At 64.7% G+C, this 13,945-nt stretch carries 16 protein-coding genes; 12 read left to right on the top strand and 4 right to left on the bottom strand.

The features are described 5' to 3' along the window. Positions 1-18: 18 nt before the first annotated feature. From ccoG to H6718_31095, 10 genes are all read left to right on the top strand, one after another. The gene (ccoG, locus tag H6718_31140) at positions 19-1,383 is read left to right on the top strand and encodes a cytochrome c oxidase accessory protein CcoG (protein MCB9589912.1); all 1,365 of its coding nucleotides are present in this window, start codon (positions 19-21) and stop codon (positions 1,381-1,383) included. Beyond that, positions 1,380-1,955, top strand: coding sequence for a FixH family protein (locus H6718_31135; GenBank protein MCB9589911.1), 576 nt, complete (start codon positions 1,380-1,382; stop codon positions 1,953-1,955). The genes ccoG and H6718_31135 overlap by 4 nt, the downstream gene beginning before the upstream one ends. Before the next feature lie 19 nt (positions 1,956-1,974). Further along, positions 1,975-2,751: a sulfite exporter TauE/SafE family protein gene (locus H6718_31130; GenBank protein MCB9589910.1), complete on the top strand. Its 777-nt coding sequence runs from the start codon at positions 1,975-1,977 to the stop codon at positions 2,749-2,751. After that, entirely contained in the window at positions 2,741-5,272 is a 2,532-nt protein-coding gene (locus H6718_31125) for a heavy metal translocating P-type ATPase (GenBank protein MCB9589909.1), read from the top strand. The genes H6718_31130 and H6718_31125 overlap by 11 nt, the downstream gene beginning before the upstream one ends. Further along, positions 5,269-5,412 (top strand): cbb3-type cytochrome oxidase assembly protein CcoS, encoded by a 144-nt coding sequence (gene ccoS / locus H6718_31120; protein MCB9589908.1) that lies wholly within the window; start codon positions 5,269-5,271, stop codon positions 5,410-5,412. The genes H6718_31125 and ccoS overlap by 4 nt, the downstream gene beginning before the upstream one ends. A gap of 52 nt (positions 5,413-5,464) precedes the next feature. After that, on the top strand, positions 5,465-5,926 hold the full coding sequence (locus H6718_31115; GenBank protein MCB9589907.1) for a universal stress protein: 462 nt from the start codon (positions 5,465-5,467) through the stop codon (positions 5,924-5,926). Beyond that, positions 5,923-6,498: a hypothetical protein gene (locus tag H6718_31110; protein ID MCB9589906.1), complete on the top strand. Its 576-nt coding sequence runs from the start codon at positions 5,923-5,925 to the stop codon at positions 6,496-6,498. The genes H6718_31115 and H6718_31110 overlap by 4 nt, the downstream gene beginning before the upstream one ends. Positions 6,499-6,506: 8 nt before the next feature. Further along, entirely contained in the window at positions 6,507-7,619 is a 1,113-nt protein-coding gene (locus H6718_31105; protein MCB9589905.1) for a phosphotransferase, read from the top strand. Next, positions 7,616-8,179, top strand: a complete 564-nt coding sequence (locus H6718_31100) for an adenylyl-sulfate kinase (protein MCB9589904.1) — start codon at positions 7,616-7,618, stop codon at positions 8,177-8,179. The genes H6718_31105 and H6718_31100 overlap by 4 nt, the downstream gene beginning before the upstream one ends. 239 nt (positions 8,180-8,418) lie before the next feature. Beyond that, positions 8,419-9,144, top strand: coding sequence for a CBS domain-containing protein (locus H6718_31095; GenBank protein ID MCB9589903.1), 726 nt, complete (start codon positions 8,419-8,421; stop codon positions 9,142-9,144). A gap of 4 nt (positions 9,145-9,148) precedes the next feature. Here H6718_31095 and H6718_31090 read toward each other — a convergent pair whose 3' ends face one another. Both H6718_31090 and H6718_31085 read right to left on the bottom strand, forming a co-directional pair. Then, the gene (locus H6718_31090; protein MCB9589902.1) at positions 9,149-9,571 is read right to left on the bottom strand and encodes a CBS domain-containing protein; all 423 of its coding nucleotides are present in this window, start codon (positions 9,569-9,571) and stop codon (positions 9,149-9,151) included. An 8-nt stretch (positions 9,572-9,579) separates the two neighbouring features. Next, on the bottom strand, positions 9,580-10,050 hold the full coding sequence (locus H6718_31085; protein MCB9589901.1) for a universal stress protein: 471 nt from the start codon (positions 10,048-10,050) through the stop codon (positions 9,580-9,582). Between the two features lie 265 nt (positions 10,051-10,315). Between H6718_31085 and H6718_31080 the strand changes: the two genes are divergently transcribed. Beyond that, positions 10,316-10,726, top strand: coding sequence for a CBS domain-containing protein (locus tag H6718_31080; protein MCB9589900.1), 411 nt, complete (start codon positions 10,316-10,318; stop codon positions 10,724-10,726). A gap of 72 nt (positions 10,727-10,798) precedes the next feature. Next, positions 10,799-12,049, top strand: a complete 1,251-nt coding sequence (locus tag H6718_31075) for a hypothetical protein (GenBank protein ID MCB9589899.1) — start codon at positions 10,799-10,801, stop codon at positions 12,047-12,049. Between the two features lie 15 nt (positions 12,050-12,064). On the opposite strand, the gene H6718_31070 is transcribed toward H6718_31075, so the two are convergent. Both H6718_31070 and H6718_31065 read right to left on the bottom strand, forming a co-directional pair. After that, a complete protein-coding gene (locus H6718_31070) occupies positions 12,065-12,538 on the bottom strand; it encodes a universal stress protein (GenBank protein MCB9589898.1) in 474 nt (157 codons plus the stop codon). Positions 12,539-12,622: 84 nt separating this feature from the next. Beyond that, positions 12,623-13,918 (bottom strand): acetyl-CoA hydrolase/transferase family protein, encoded by a 1,296-nt coding sequence (locus tag H6718_31065; GenBank protein ID MCB9589897.1) that lies wholly within the window; start codon positions 13,916-13,918, stop codon positions 12,623-12,625. Between the last annotated feature and the right edge of the window lie 27 nt (positions 13,919-13,945).

Genomic DNA, 13,945 nt, shown 5'->3' with positions numbered 1-13,945 from the left:
ACCCACTAGGAGCGAGCAATGGCCGGAGACGCACCCGGGAGAGTCCTCCCCACCCTGAACGAAGACGGCACACGGCTGTGGGTCCGGCCGCGTCGTTCTCCAGGTCGATACTGGACGCTGAGGGCGGTCATCGGCTGGGCACTGATACTGCTGTTCGTGATCGTGCCCTTCATCGACATGGGGGGTCACCCGATCATCCTGCTGGACGTCCCCGCGCGTCAGTTTCACCTCTTCGGGCGCACCTTTCTAGCGACGGACGGCGTGCTCTTGATGTTGCTTCTGCTCGCGATCTTCGTGGGCGTGTTCTGGCTCACCGCGATGCTCGGTCGGGTGTGGTGCGGCTACGCATGCCCTCAGACGGTCTACATGGAGTTCCTGTTTCGACCGATCGAGCAATGGATCGAGGGTGGTCGTTCGGGTCAGCTCAAGCTCGACAAGCACGGAGGGGGTTTCCGTAGGGTATTAAAGTGGGTCGTGTTCGCGCTGCTCAGCGTGCTGGTCGCGAACGTGTTCCTCGCCTACTTCGTCGGCGTCCGGCGACTCGGCACGTGGGTGATGGAAGGGCCGATGGCGCACCCTACCGGATTCCTGGTGATGGCGGTGACTGCGGTGCTCGTCTTCGTCGATTTTGGGTACTTCCGGGAGCAGATGTGCACGGTCGCCTGTCCCTATGCTCGCTTTCAGTCCGTGCTCTTGGACAAGGACTCGCTCATCGTCGGCTACGACGAGAAGCGAGGCGAACCGCGCGGCAAGAAGGGGCAGACCACGGGTGACTGCGTCGACTGTGGTGCGTGTGTGATCACGTGTCCGACGGGAATCGACATCCGCAACGGGCTACAGATGGAGTGCATCGCGTGCGCCCAGTGCGTGGACGCGTGTGACACCGTCATGGACAAGGTTGGCCGCCCTCGAGGCCTGATCCGCTACGCCTCTCAGCGAACACTCGAAGGACGCGCGAAGGGGAGGCTCAGGCCCCGAGCGTTCGCGTATCCAGCCGTGATGGCATTGCTGGTAGGTTTGTTGGTCTTCACGGGTGGCCGCACGACAGAAGCTGACGTTACGATACTGCGGGGGCTCTCAGCGCCCTACGTGGTCGACTCGTCAGGGGTTCGCAACCAAATCAGGATCAAGATCGAGAACCGTGGGAGCGAGGATCGCTCCTATGATGTGAAGCTATTGGGCGCGGAGGGGGCGAAGCTGATCGCCCCTGAGAATCCGCTAGTCATCCCGGGCGGCAAACGCCGAGAGACCACGATCTTCGTGGTCGCCCCGGAGGGCCTCTTCGTGGGGGGCAAGCGAGACGTCGACTTCAAGATCAGCGATGGGAAGGGCTTCGAGCGCACGTTCCCTTACAAGCTACTAGGGCCGGGAGGTGAGAAATGAACGAGCAAGAGACAGCCGTGGACGAGTCCGAGAGCGAATCCTTGGGGAAAAAGCAGAGGAACCTGTGGCCCTTGATGCCGGTCGCGCTCCTCGGGCTGGTGATCACCGCTCAAGTCGTCTTGGTCTCCAACGCCCTGAAAGACGGCGGCGCCGCGGTCGAGGAGGACTACTACAAGAAGGCAGTCAACTGGGATGACCACATGGCCCAGGAGCGCGCGAACCAACAGCTCGGCTGGAGATTGAAGCTGGTCGTCAAGCCGGTGGGCGCGGGGCAAGCCGACTTACACGTGATGGTGCTGGACAAGCGCGGCGCGCTCATCTCGGACGCCGACGTCCAGGTCGTGGCGTTCCCCAACGCGAAGTCCGATCATCGCTTCCGGCAGACGCTGCAGCGGGAAGCGGGTAGCTACGTGATTCGCATGCCGGTGATCAGACGCGGACTCTGGGAGTTTCGCTTCGACGTCGCCCGCGGCGAGCAGCGCTACACCCAAGTGGAACGGCAGGACATCCTGAGCGCGGTCGGGTGTGTCGACTGCAAACCCGCTGTCCTCGGAATGGTGCTGCCCCGCTGAGCGGCCGAGGAGGAGTGAGGTGATCCACGTATTGCTCTCGGTCGTCGCAGCAAGTGTGCTCGGTAGCCTGCACTGTGCCGGTATGTGTGGTGGCTTCGTGGCCTTCTATGCCGGAGGGGACACTTCCGAGCGGCAACGAAGCGTCGCCCACGTCGCGTACAACCTCGGGCGCCTTCTAACGTATGCCATCGTCGGCGCGTTCGCTGGGCTGCTGGGTTCAGTGACGAACGTCGCGAGTACAGCGCTCGGTTTCGGTCGGATTGCTGCCGTCGTCGCCGGGGTGGTGATGCTGGGGTGGGGCGCGGTGTTGCTGTTCGGGGTCGCTGGCGTGAAACTCCCCAAGTCAAAGCTCCTGGGGCGGCTGCCGGCTGGATTGAGCCGGCGCCTCAGCCAGGTGGCGACCGCTGCCCGCAGCAAGCCGCCAACCGTGCGCGCGTTCGTGCTCGGGTTCTCCTCCACGTTGCTTCCGTGCGGTTGGCTGTATGCCTTCGCGGTCGCTGCGGCAGGCACGGCCTCTCCGGTGTGGGGGGCACTCGTCATGGTTGCGTTTTGGTCCGGAACGTTGCCGGTGATGTTGGGGCTGGGTGTTGGTGTCCAACGCCTGGGACATCGCTTGCGGCGACACATCCCGGCGCTGTCGGCGGCGCTGCTCGTGATCATCGGGACGGCCTCGGTGCTCGGGCGCTTGCGTTTGGACCAAGTGGTCCGCACCGCGACCATGCAGATGGATCAAAAGGCTCATCTGGGCGCTGCCGCTCCCGAGGGCGAGGCGCCGTGCTGCCACCATGACGACTGATGTGCGCCCCTTCGTCGGTGGTGCCAGCGGCACCACTTGCCCTGCGGAAGCGACTCTGTGTGCACACTGCGGCCTGGTAGTGCCCGCGGGGCTGATCGAGAGCGAACAGGAGCATCAGTTCTGCTGTCACGGCTGCCGTACGGTCTATGACGTGCTGCACCAGAACGGGCTCACCGCGTACTACGACTACCGCCGCGCTGACGGGACTGCGGTAGGGCCAGCGCTCGCGAGCGGCCGCTCCTACACGCATTTTGACGAGGCGAAGTTCCACGAACTCTACGTGCGCAATGAGCCCGATGGCACGCTGAGTGTGCGCTTCCTGCTCGAGGGCGTGCACTGTGCTGCGTGCGTCTGGCTCGTGGAGAAGCTGCCGCGCCTGGTGCCTGGAGTGCTCGAGTCACGCCTCGATCTCGGCAAGAACCTCGTCGCGCTGCGTTGGGATCCAGAGCAGGTAGGGCTATCTGCGGTGGCTGAGGCTATCGATCGCCTCGGCTACCCACCGCATCCGCCCCAGGCCGATCAACGCGCGGAGCTCGACAAGAAAGAGGACCGCAAGCTCCTGATCCGCATCGCCGTCGCCGGCGCCTGTGCGGGCAACGTGATGCTGATGGCAGCGGCGCTCTATGGTGGCCTGTTTCAGGGCATGGCTGCGGAGTACGAGGCATTGTTTCGCTGGGGCAGCTTCTTGCTCACCTTGCCCGCGGTGTTGTGGGCGGCTGCGCTGTTCTACAAGGGCGCCTTTTACGCCTTGCGCGCCCGCGCGCCGCACATGGACCTGCCGATCACCATCGGTATCTTCACGGGCTTCGGCTGGGGTGCTTACAACACCCTGCGCGGAACCGGAGAGATCTACTTCGACTCGGTCACCGCGCTGATCTTCTTGCTGTTGGTCGGTCGTTGGGTGCAGCGCCGGCATCAACGGCGTGCCACGCGCGCGGCGGAGCTCCTGTACGCGATGGCGCCTGCTTCCGCGCGGTTGGTCGAAGGTGTCACCGCCGAGGACGGCGGGCTCGTCTCGAGCGGCGCCACGTCAGAACACTACCGAGTGCGGGAAGTGCCCCTCGAGGCCCTCGAGCTCGGCGCGCTGGTGGAAGTGCGGGCCGGCGATCGGGTTCCGGTCGATGGGCTCGTGGTGGACGGCGCCTCCGAAGTCGACCGCGCGTGGTTGACCGGTGAGTCGCGCCCGGAGCTGGTCGAGGCGGGGGCGGTCGTGCATGCCGGTACTGTCAACGTTTCCTCGCGGTTGATTGTGCGTGCCGAGCGCACAGGGCACGCGACCCGCATGGGCCAGCTCATGGAGCGCGTGGAAGAGGCGCAGAGCCGCCGTGCGCCCATCGTGCTCTTGGCGGATCGGTGGTCAGGCTTCTTCGTGATAGCGGTGCTCGTGCTCGCGAGCCTCACACTGCTGAGCTGGTGGAGCCACGGGCCCACGCAAGCCATCGAGCACGCGGTGGCGCTGCTCATCGTCACCTGTCCCTGCGCGCTGGGCATGGCTACTCCCCTGGCAGTCGGTGCGGCCCTCGGCCGCGCGGCGCAGAGCGGCCTCTTGATCAAGGGAGGCGACGTGCTCGAGCGCCTGCAGAAGCCCGGCCGTGTCGTCTTCGATAAAACCGGAACACTGACGCTCGGCAAGCTGGTGCTGGAAGACGTGCGCGGCGATGAGCGCTACCTGCCGTGGGTGCTCGCCATGGAGCGCCAGTCCGCACATGTGATCGCGCGCGCGTTGGTCAGTGGCTTGGAGGAGCGCCTCTCCCCCGAACAACTAGCTGAAGCCAAGCGCCTTGCCGGCGTGCGCGCTCGGGAGCGCCTCGGCGCCGGCTTGTTCGCGGAGATCGACGGCCACGAGGTGCGGATTGGCAATGTCCAAGGTGTCGGTTGCCTCGCGGAATGGGCGAGTGAGGGCGCTGAGGAGCTCGCGCGTCATGGTCGCACGCCGGTACTGCTTACGGTGGACGGTCGAGTCGAGTTGCTGCTGGGTCTCGGCGATCCGCTACGCCCCGACGCGCAGGACACGCTCCTGCGCTTGGTGGATCTGGGCTACGATTTGGCTGTGCTGTCGGGCGATCACCCGGCGACGGTCGAGGCGCTGGTGCGCCAGACGGGTGTTGAGTTCGTCCTGGCGCTCGGCGGCGTGACGCCCGAACAAAAGCTCGAGTACGTCGAGCAGTGGGTGAAAGAGCGACCGGTGGTGATGGTGGGTGATGGCGTCAACGACGCCGCGGCGCTGTCCGCTGCGAGCGTGGGCGTGGCGGTTCACGGCGGCGCTGAGGCAAGTCTGCAGGCCGCAGATGTGTTCGCCACGCGGCCAGGACTCACGCCGGTCTGGCGGCTGATCGAAGGCTCGCGACGCAGCCTCGGTGTGGTGCGCCGGAACTTGGTTTTCTCGTTGGTCTACAACGCGGTTGGTGCAACTCTTGCTCTTGCAGGAGTGTTGAACCCGCTGATCGCGGCGCTCTTGATGCCGCTCAGCTCACTGACCGTCGTGACTAGCTCGTTCCGCAGTAGGAGCTTCAAGACATGAGCGTGCTGTATCTGCTGATTCCGCTGGCGATCCTGTTCGGTGCGCTGTTCGTCGTGGCGTTTATCTGGGCTACACGTAAGGGTCAGTTCGACGATCTGGACACGCCGCCGGTGCGCATTCTCTTCGACGACGACAAGTGAGGCGCAAGTCTCGCGCGGTTGTTTGATATCTCCCCTTTGCAGGTGAAGCGAAATGACTCGAAAGCTGCTGTGTCCGGTGGATTTTTCGGAGTGCTCCGAGCACGCCTTCCTTGCCGCGGTGGACCTCGCCACGCGCCTCGGGGTGACGGTACAGGTGTTTCACATCTACCAACCCAGTGAGGTGAGCGCCGATCCTGGCTTCTTCCTCTACGCGGGCAACCAGCGGCCCCTCAGTGAGATCGCGCGGGATCAGGCGACCCGCGGGCTGGATGAATTCGCCGAAGCGCATGCGGACGTCGCCGTAGGCGTGAACTACTCGGTGCTCGAAGGGCACCCGGTAGAGCGAATCCTCGAGGAAGCGAGGACTGGTGCCTACGAGATGATCGTGATGGGCACCCGGGGCCGTACGGGCCTCGCCCATTTGTTGATGGGCAGCGTGGCGGAGCGGGTGGTGCGTGGCTCACCCATCCCGGTATTCACCTTCAAAGAAGCCACCACCCAGGACGCTCCGTGAAGCGCGCTCGCGGCTATCGTTTGCCGCGGGAGCACGGTTTTTGGGTGATGTTGGCGCTGATCACCGCGTCGGCGCTGTTGCGCGTGCGCGCGGCGGGGTGGGCGCCACTGGTGGCGGTCTTGGTGCTGGTCGTCGCACCGCTCGTCGGCGGCTTGCTGAGCCGGCAGGTGCGTGGCCATGGCTCCTGGCAACTGGCGTCGACGACGGCGCTCAGCGCGGTGGGCGTCCCCGTGCTGTGGGCTGGCGGGGACTCGATGCTCAACATGCTCGCGTTCAGCTTGGTGTGGCTGAGCTTGAACGTCGCGGGCGCGCTGGTGGTACGCGCGGCGCTGCAGCGCCGTCGGGCACGCGTGAAAGCCACACTGTTCGAATGCCTCGGTGTTGGGCTTCCAGCCGGGATGCTGCTTGGAGTCTTGAGTATTTCCGGGTGGAATGAACGTGCAGCGTTGGTGGTGGCGAGCGCCGGCTTGCTGCTCTTGGTGCTTCAGCGCCTTGGGCCACAGAATCTGAAGCGTCTAGGGCTGTCGATGAGTGCGCTCTCGGGTGTCGTTGGGGTGCTACTTGCGATATGAGTTGAGTCATGAAGCAAGAGAACGCAGATCAGAGGCGCGCCCTGCAGGGCATGCTCGAGGCGCTGTGGCCTGGCGCGCGCTTGCTCAAAGTTTCGCGCTTCGGCGTGGACGAAGGTAGCGACGACGCTGAAACCACCAAGGGCCTGGGCTACGGCAAGCCGCTCTTGCTGGACGTGGGTTTGGTTGGGGGAGAGGAGCGTCGCTTGGTCTTTCACACCGCCGCCCCGAATGCCTTCGGGCACGATCGGCGCTCCGATCGCGCCCTGGAGATGCTCCTGGCGTATGACACGTTCGCGCTCGTGCCCCATCACGCCGGCGCGTGTGATGTCGGCGCCATTGCGAAGTCGGGCGATGCGTTGGTCTCCTTGAGAGACACCGGGGAGTTCTATCTACTCAGCGACTTCGTACCCGGCCATGTGTACGCCGATGAGCTGCGTAACATCGCGGCGCGTGGAAGTCTCGAGGCGCGCGATCGCTTACTGGTCGAACGCCTGGTGGATACACTGATTGATATCCATGGGGAAAAAATTGATGCGCCGGTTGCTTATCAGCGCGCGATCCGCGACTTGGTAGGCAGCGGCGAGGGGATCTTCGGCATCATCGATGGCTTCCCCAGGGACGGTCAGGTGCGAGCAGAGCGCTTGCAGCGTATCGAGCAGGCAGCGGTCGCCTGGCGCTGGCGGCTCAAGACAGGTGAGTCGCGCAATCGGCGTACCCACGGCGATTTCCACCCGTTCAACATCATCATCGACGAGAGCGATAGCCCGCGCCTGCTTGACACCAGTCGAGGTTCGGTGGGCGATCCGGCGGACGACGTGAGCTGCCTCGCCATCAACTTCGTGTTCTTCGCGCTTGGTCACCGCGGCGCCTGGAAGGGTGCACTCCGAGAGCTCTGGTACGGGTTCTGGGAGCGGTACCAAGAGCGTTCGGGAGACGCTCAGCTGCTCGACGTGGTGGCGCCATTCTTGGCTTGGCGCGGCTTGGTGCTGGCGAACCCAGCTTGGTATCCAGGCTTGGATCCCGCTCATCGCGACGCATTGCTAAGCCTGGTCGAGCAAGCGCTGGCTGCGCCGCGCTTCGATCCAGCTTTCGCCGAAGGCGTCTTCATGGAGCACCCGTGAGTAGCGGCGGTGCGGCGTCGCGTAGCAGTGACGCGACGAGTGCGCGTGCTTGCGTGATTTGGATCACGGGGCGGCCGAGCGCTGGCAAGTCCAGGTTTGCACGCTGTGTCCGCGATCTCTTGAGCGCGCACTGCGGGCCGACATTGATCTTGGATGGCGATGCCGTGCGCGCGCGGCTCAAGCCGGCGCCGGGCTACGACGAACAGTCTCGAGCTGATTTCTACGCAAGCCTCGCGGGGCTGGCCGCGATGCTTGCTGAACAAGGCTTCCTGGTGCTGGTGCCCGCGACAGCTCACAAGGCGGAGTTTCGGCAGCACGCTCGGGAGCTCGCGCCGCGCTTCATCGAGGTGTTCGTCGATGCGCCGCTCGAGGTGTGCGAAGCCAGAGACTCGAAGGGCCTCTACGCCATGAGCCGGCGGGGTGAAGTGGATGCGTTGCCGGGCATCGGCAAGCATTTCGACGTGCCGGAGCACCCGGATGTGGTCGCGGCCGGGGGTAAGGACGGCGCCGCGCATCAGCGTTTGGTGCAGCTGGTGCTGCGGGGCTTTGCGGCTGACTGAGCTGGCACCTGGCTGACCTCCCCCCCAAAAAAAGAAAGAAATGCGAACAGCGAACCCGCAAAGGCTGCGGTGTTTAGCGGCTGCGCGAGGGGAGTGCGCGTTCCGTTGCGCGTTCGTGACCTGTCCGTTGACAAATCTAGGCGGAAAATCTCGAAAATCTCCTGGTTGGGCTGAATTCGCGCAAAAGCGGCGGCGATTGGACCATTGCTTGCAGGCTGAGAGGCGAAGGGAGGCAAACCATGTCGAAGACTGTGGGGGAGATCATGAACGGGGAGCTGTTCAGTTTGCACCCCGAGGATCGCACCGCCGAAGCGCTGACTTACTTCACTGCGCTGGGGATTTCTGGCGCGCCGGTGGTGGATGAAGCTGGGCACCCGCTGGGGATCGTTTCGTACCCAGACTTGGTGGCGAAGAGCGCGAGCAACGTGGCGGACTGCATGTCCGCACCCGTGCTCAGCATCGCGCCGAAGATGAACATCAGCGATGCCGCGCGGCAAATGGCAGAGGCGCGGGTCCACCGCTTGGTCGTGTGCGACGAAGAGGAGCACGTGATCGGTATGGTCAGCGCCTGGGACCTGATGCGGGCGCTGGTGGGGATGCCTCCGGCTCACCCTGCGGCGTTTCCTCACCTCGATCGCGAGACAGGGCTATCGTTCAACGACGCGCTGCCCCTCGACGAGAAGAACATCGAGGTCGCGCCGAGTGCAGCCGGAGTGTTCGTGCTGTCTGTTGGTGGCGTGGGCCAAGCAGAGACCGCGCTCTGGGCGGAAGCAGTGAACAACGTGCGCTCCCGCTTGTATGAGCTGATGAGCATCCCGCAGACCGATCGGCGGCTCGCGCGCCTATTGGACACTCACCACCAAGCGCTGCGCTTTCAGGCGGTGGGCGTCCCTGAGCCAGACGAGCGCCAGCGCGCTTTGGATGCTCTTCAGGCGCGCATGGCGGGCTGGCAGAAGCCGCGCTAGCGAGCTAGTCGTCGAGGGCCGCGGCCAGGCGCACGAAGTCTGATTCCGTAAGGATACCGACCAGGCGATCGCCGTCGAGCACCGGCAGGCAGCCGAGCTTGCGCTCGAGCATCAGCTCTGCCGCGGCGCTCAGCGGCGCGTCGGGCGTGATGCTGACGATGTCCGTCTTCATCGCCTCCTTGACCAGGAACATGTCGAGCAGCTTGTCGATGCCGTGCTGGCCGAAACCGGCGCACTTCAGGAGCGCGCTATGGAACAGGTCGCGCTGAGAGAGCACCCCGACGAGCAGCCCATCTTCATCCACCACCGGCAAGTGCCGGAAGCGGTGGTTGTTCATGAGCTGCTCGGCGTTCAAGAGCTGATCATTGGGATCCACCGTCTCGGGATCCTTGGTCATCACATCAGCGACGCTGCGCGAATCAACCATGGCGTCGCTCACAGTGCCGTCGCCGTTCCAGGGTTGGGGCGCACCACGAGCACATCGCATTTGCTGAGGCGCACCACGCGCTCTGCTACGGAGCCGAGCAACACGCGCATGATGCCGCTGTGGCCAAACGCACTCACGACGACCATCGGTGCGCCCTGCTCCTCGGCGTAGTCGGCGACGCGCCGCGCCGGCTCACCGAACAGCACCTTTGCTTCGACGCCTTCGTGGCCGCGCTCTTTCAGCTCTCGAGCCAAGCGCTCCTTCGCAGCTTGCTCGCGTGTTCCGTCATCGATCGTGCCCCAGGCGACGCCGGGTTCCATCGCGGACAGCGGCCGCAACACGTGGACGACGTGGACGGCACTCGCGCTGTTCGCCAGCTTGAGTGCGCGCTCGAGCGCGACCCAAGAAGCGTCTGAGAAGTCGACCGGAACAACGATGGGGAACAGCTCACTACTCATGATGGCTAAGGCTGCTTGCATCAGCTGCGCCACGCAATGGCTGCTCTGCGAGCGCTGCTTTGCAGCGCTTTTCTTAGGATGACGCGTCCGCTGCGCTCGCGGTCCCCGGCCCGTGAGGCGCGCTGAAGCGCAACGCGTGCGGCTAGAGATCTCCCGCCGCGAGAATTTCGCAAATCCTCCGGCTCCGATCGCCGGAACCCGGCTTTTCTAGCTTGAAACGGCTGGCACGGCGCTCGCTTAAGGTTTGCGTATGACTGCCCACGCGAAGGCCCCCATCTCCGAGTTCATGACCGCTCAGCCGCATTCCATCGGTCAGGAGCAAAGCCTGGCCGCGGCAGCGGACCAGATGCGCAAGCTCCACATCCGCCACCTGCCGGTGTTGCACGGTGGAAAGCTGGTGGGGTTGCTCAGCCAGCGAGACATTCATTTGGTGCAGACGCTGCCCGACATCGACCCTGAGAAGGTGAAGGTCGAGGAGGCCATGACCGCGGAGCCGTTCCAGGTCGCGCCCAGTGACTCGCTCGCGTCCGTTGCGCGCACCATGGCGGACAACAAATACGGCGCGGCCGTGGTGATGGAGGGCTCGAAGCTCGTCGGTGTGTTCACCACCACCGACGCGCTGCGTATCCTTGCGGATCAGCTCGGCAGCCCTGGGCTCGAGGACGGACTGCGCGAGGCGGCGAAGCACCTCAGCTGAGATTCGCTGCATCGATCCGGCGCTGGCTGCTTTAAGTTGTCAGCGTCACCCTTCGCCGACGATGATCCGTCGATGGTTCAGGGGGAAGGGTTCGTAGCCCAGTGTCAACACTGTGGTGCTGCGCAGCAGATCGTCTTGGGGGCTGCGCTCTCCGCGTGTCATCACTGTCGTTCGACCGCCCCGCTACCCCCAGCCGAAGCTCAGCGCGTTGCGGAGGCGGCTCTGCTGGTGGGTCGCGTCGCGGTACACGAGCATCGACGCTTGCTGTTCCAACGTCTGGAAGCCGAGACGATGGTCGTCCTCGGCCTCGCCTCTTCTGGGGGCAGTTGGTTGGTCCTCGGAGGTGCGGCGTTCTTCATCTCGGCGTCCACGCTGCCTGATGGGGTTGGCGTCGTCGACGCGCTGCTGGGCGGGGCTCCCGATTCTCCTGGAGCGACGTGGGCGATGTTCGCGTTGCTCCTCGGCGCCGCGCTGAGCGCGAGCATTCTGTGCTGGGCGTTCGTCCGCTTTCGCAAGAGCAGCACGCCGCCTCGTGCCCTGCCGCCACTTCAGGGCGGCGCACCTCGCTGTCGACTGTGTGGTGGGGGACTCGGCTCGGCAGGATCGGTGCGAGTGTGCCGCTACTGTGGTGCATCCAACCTGATCGACGGCAGCGCGCTGCGCGTCCAAGTGGGGACGCTGCTCGACCAGCTCGGGGAGCTCAGAGTCGCGGAGCACGCCGCAGCAAATCGGGCGGACAGCGCGGTGTTCAGCGCAGCCAAGCTCTCTGCGTTGGGCCCGATTTTCCTGCCGCTTGGTGCCGCGGTTCTTGGCGACCTCAGCGGCGTGTGGTTTCCAGTCCTGTTGTTGTTGTTGCCCCTCGCAGGGTTGCCTGGGGCGATCGCGCTCTGCGTGTTGCTCTTCACACGCGCTCATCGGGTGCGCCGATTCAGTGAGACGCGTCCGGGCGACGTCGTGCGCATTGCCGGGCAAGCGTTCCGAGTGCACGCAGTGATGTGGCTCTATCCCAGCGCGAACCTCGGAGAACAGCTCCGGTTGGTGGCGCCAGAAGGAACTTCGGCGCCCACGCTTGCGCTTCATGTTCAGGAGTACCCCGAGGATACGGGTCAGGCCTTCGCCGTAGCCGCAGGCGGAGAGAGGTCCGCGGGAGCACTCCCTCCCCATGCGCGTGTCTCAATCTGGAACGGAGGGTCACCCCAGCTCAGCGTGGCGACAGACGGAGAATCCGTTCGGATATTCCAAGAAGGCTCTGCTGTCGGCGCAGCTCCCTGGTGGACCCTGAAGCCCACCCAGATTGATCCGCGTACGGTGTTCGTTCCGTAAGGAAAGAGCGTCCGTCTACTTGGTCTTTTCGGCAGCCGGCGGTGGCACGGTGATCACGGGCACCGGGGAGAGACGGACCAGCCGCTCCGCGACGCTTCCGAGCAACATATGCTTGAAGCCTGTGCGGCCGTGGGTGCCCGTGACGAGCAGATCGTAGCCGTCCTGGGCGGCGGCTTCGAGCACCACGGTTGCCACGTGCCCGGAGCAAACGCGGTGGTGCACCTCGACGCCTTCGGGCACGTCGATGGTCGCCATGAAGCTCTTCATCTCTTCGAGAGCCGTCTCTTCGAGCACCTGGGTGAGCGTCTTCGGGTTGCCGGAGTCCTTGCCCAGCACGATCTCGTGTTCGCGCGCGTAGTACGGGCGATCCCAGGCGTGCATCAGATCGACCCGGGCGCCGAACTTCGCGGCGAGGAAGAGCGCGTATTCGACGGCGTTCTTCGAGCACGGGGAATAGTCCACTGCGACCAGCATCTTGCGAACGTTCATCAGTCGTCTCTCCGTCCCTTGGTCTACCGCTACCGGCGGCCTCTTGAATAGCCCCGATTGGCGCTTCCTCTCGTTGCCTGCGGCTCAGCTCGCAAAGACGTAGCGCCGCGCCTTCGCGCCGCTCCAGAGTTCGGCACGAAAATCCGGGTGGGCAATGCCGATCAACGCTTCTGTGCGCTCGCGAATCGTCTTACCCCAAAGCTGCGCGACCCCGAACTCCGTAGCGACGTAGTTCACGTCGCCCCGGCTGGTCACGATGCCTGCGCCTTGTTCCAACGTCGTTTGAATCCGGCTCACCGTGCCGCCCTTGGCCGTGGCAGGCAGAGCGATGATCGGCTTGCCGCCCCGGCTGCGCGCGGCCCCACGGATGAAGTCGACTTGACCGCCGATGCCGCTGAAGAAGCGCCCGGCGAGGGTGTCTGCGGCGACTTGACCCGTGAGGTCCACGGCTAGCGCCGAGTTGATCGCGATCATGCTGTCGTTCGCGGCGATAACGAACGGGTCGTTGGTGTAGTCGCTGCCGCGCATCTCCACCTGAGGGTTGTCATGCAACCAGTCGTAGAGCTTGCGCGAGCCCATCACGAAGGACGTCACCATCTTGCCGGGCAAGCGCGTCTTGCGGCGGCCAGTGACGACGCCTGCTTCGGCGAGGCGCATCATTCCGTCCGAGAACATCTCGGTGTGCACGCCCAGGTCGTGGTGGCTGTGCAGCGCCGCGCAAACGGCGTCGGGGATGCTGCCGATACCGACCTGAATCGTGCTGCCGTCGGGGATCAACTTGGCGACGTTGCGCCCAATCTCCTGGCACACCTCGTTCTGAGGATTCGCTTCCAGCTCCAGTAGCGGCGCTTCCGTCGCAACGAGCGCGTGGATACGGCTCATGTGAATGAAGGAGTCGCCAAGCGCCCGAGGCATATTCGGGTTCACTTCCGCGAGGATTAAATCGGCGGCATCCACTCCGGCGTGCACGATGTCCACGGAGACACCCAGGCTGACGAAGCCATGGCGATCCGGCGGGCTCACCTGAATCAGCGCCACTTGGATCGGCACGTGTCCCTCACGGATCAAGCGGGGGATCTCCGATAGGAACACCGGCATGAAATCCGCGCGTCCCTCTTGCACCGCGGCGCGCACGTTGGCGCCGATGAAGAACGCCTTGTGGCGGAAGCGGCGCTCGAGCCCCTGAGCAACGTAGGGCGCTGGTCCAAGGGTCAGCAAGTGGACAATCTCGTTTCCGGCCAGGTGATCGCCGTGGCTCACCAGACCGTCCACCAGCCCAAGGGGCTCCGCCGCGCCGGACGCGATCAAGATCCGCGCTCCTGGAGGAATGCGTTTGATCGCCGTCTCGACGCTGACCAGTTTCGAACTGTAGTCGTTCATCACGCTTTCTGTTCTCCAGCGCCCAAC

Source organism: Polyangiaceae bacterium, assembly GCA_020633205.1.
Classification (GTDB): domain Bacteria; phylum Myxococcota_A; class Polyangia; order Polyangiales; family Polyangiaceae; genus JAHBVY01.
This window is presented reverse-complemented; position numbering and strand designations above follow the sequence as displayed.

Excerpts from the sequence above, each read along its gene's own strand:
- ccoG (MCB9589912.1), top strand. The coding sequence starts at position 19 with ATGGCCGGAGACGCACCCGGGAGAGTCCTCCCCACCCTGAACGAAGAC.
- H6718_31135 (MCB9589911.1), top strand. The coding sequence starts at position 1,380 with ATGAACGAGCAAGAGACAGCCGTGGACGAGTCCGAGAGCGAATCCTTG.
- H6718_31125 (MCB9589909.1), top strand. The coding sequence starts at position 2,741 with ATGACGACTGATGTGCGCCCCTTCGTCGGTGGTGCCAGCGGCACCACT.
- ccoS (MCB9589908.1), top strand. The coding sequence starts at position 5,269 with ATGAGCGTGCTGTATCTGCTGATTCCGCTGGCGATCCTGTTCGGTGCG.
- H6718_31115 (MCB9589907.1), top strand. The coding sequence starts at position 5,465 with ATGACTCGAAAGCTGCTGTGTCCGGTGGATTTTTCGGAGTGCTCCGAG.
- H6718_31105 (MCB9589905.1), top strand. The coding sequence starts at position 6,507 with ATGAAGCAAGAGAACGCAGATCAGAGGCGCGCCCTGCAGGGCATGCTC.
- H6718_31095 (MCB9589903.1), top strand. The coding sequence starts at position 8,419 with ATGTCGAAGACTGTGGGGGAGATCATGAACGGGGAGCTGTTCAGTTTG.
- H6718_31090 (MCB9589902.1), bottom strand. The coding sequence starts at position 9,571 with ATGGTTGATTCGCGCAGCGTCGCTGATGTGATGACCAAGGATCCCGAG.
- H6718_31085 (MCB9589901.1), bottom strand. The coding sequence starts at position 10,050 with ATGCAAGCAGCCTTAGCCATCATGAGTAGTGAGCTGTTCCCCATCGTT.
- H6718_31080 (MCB9589900.1), top strand. The coding sequence starts at position 10,316 with ATGACCGCTCAGCCGCATTCCATCGGTCAGGAGCAAAGCCTGGCCGCG.
- H6718_31075 (MCB9589899.1), top strand. The coding sequence starts at position 10,799 with ATGGTTCAGGGGGAAGGGTTCGTAGCCCAGTGTCAACACTGTGGTGCT.
- H6718_31070 (MCB9589898.1), bottom strand. The coding sequence starts at position 12,538 with ATGAACGTTCGCAAGATGCTGGTCGCAGTGGACTATTCCCCGTGCTCG.
- H6718_31065 (MCB9589897.1), bottom strand. The coding sequence starts at position 13,918 with ATGAACGACTACAGTTCGAAACTGGTCAGCGTCGAGACGGCGATCAAA.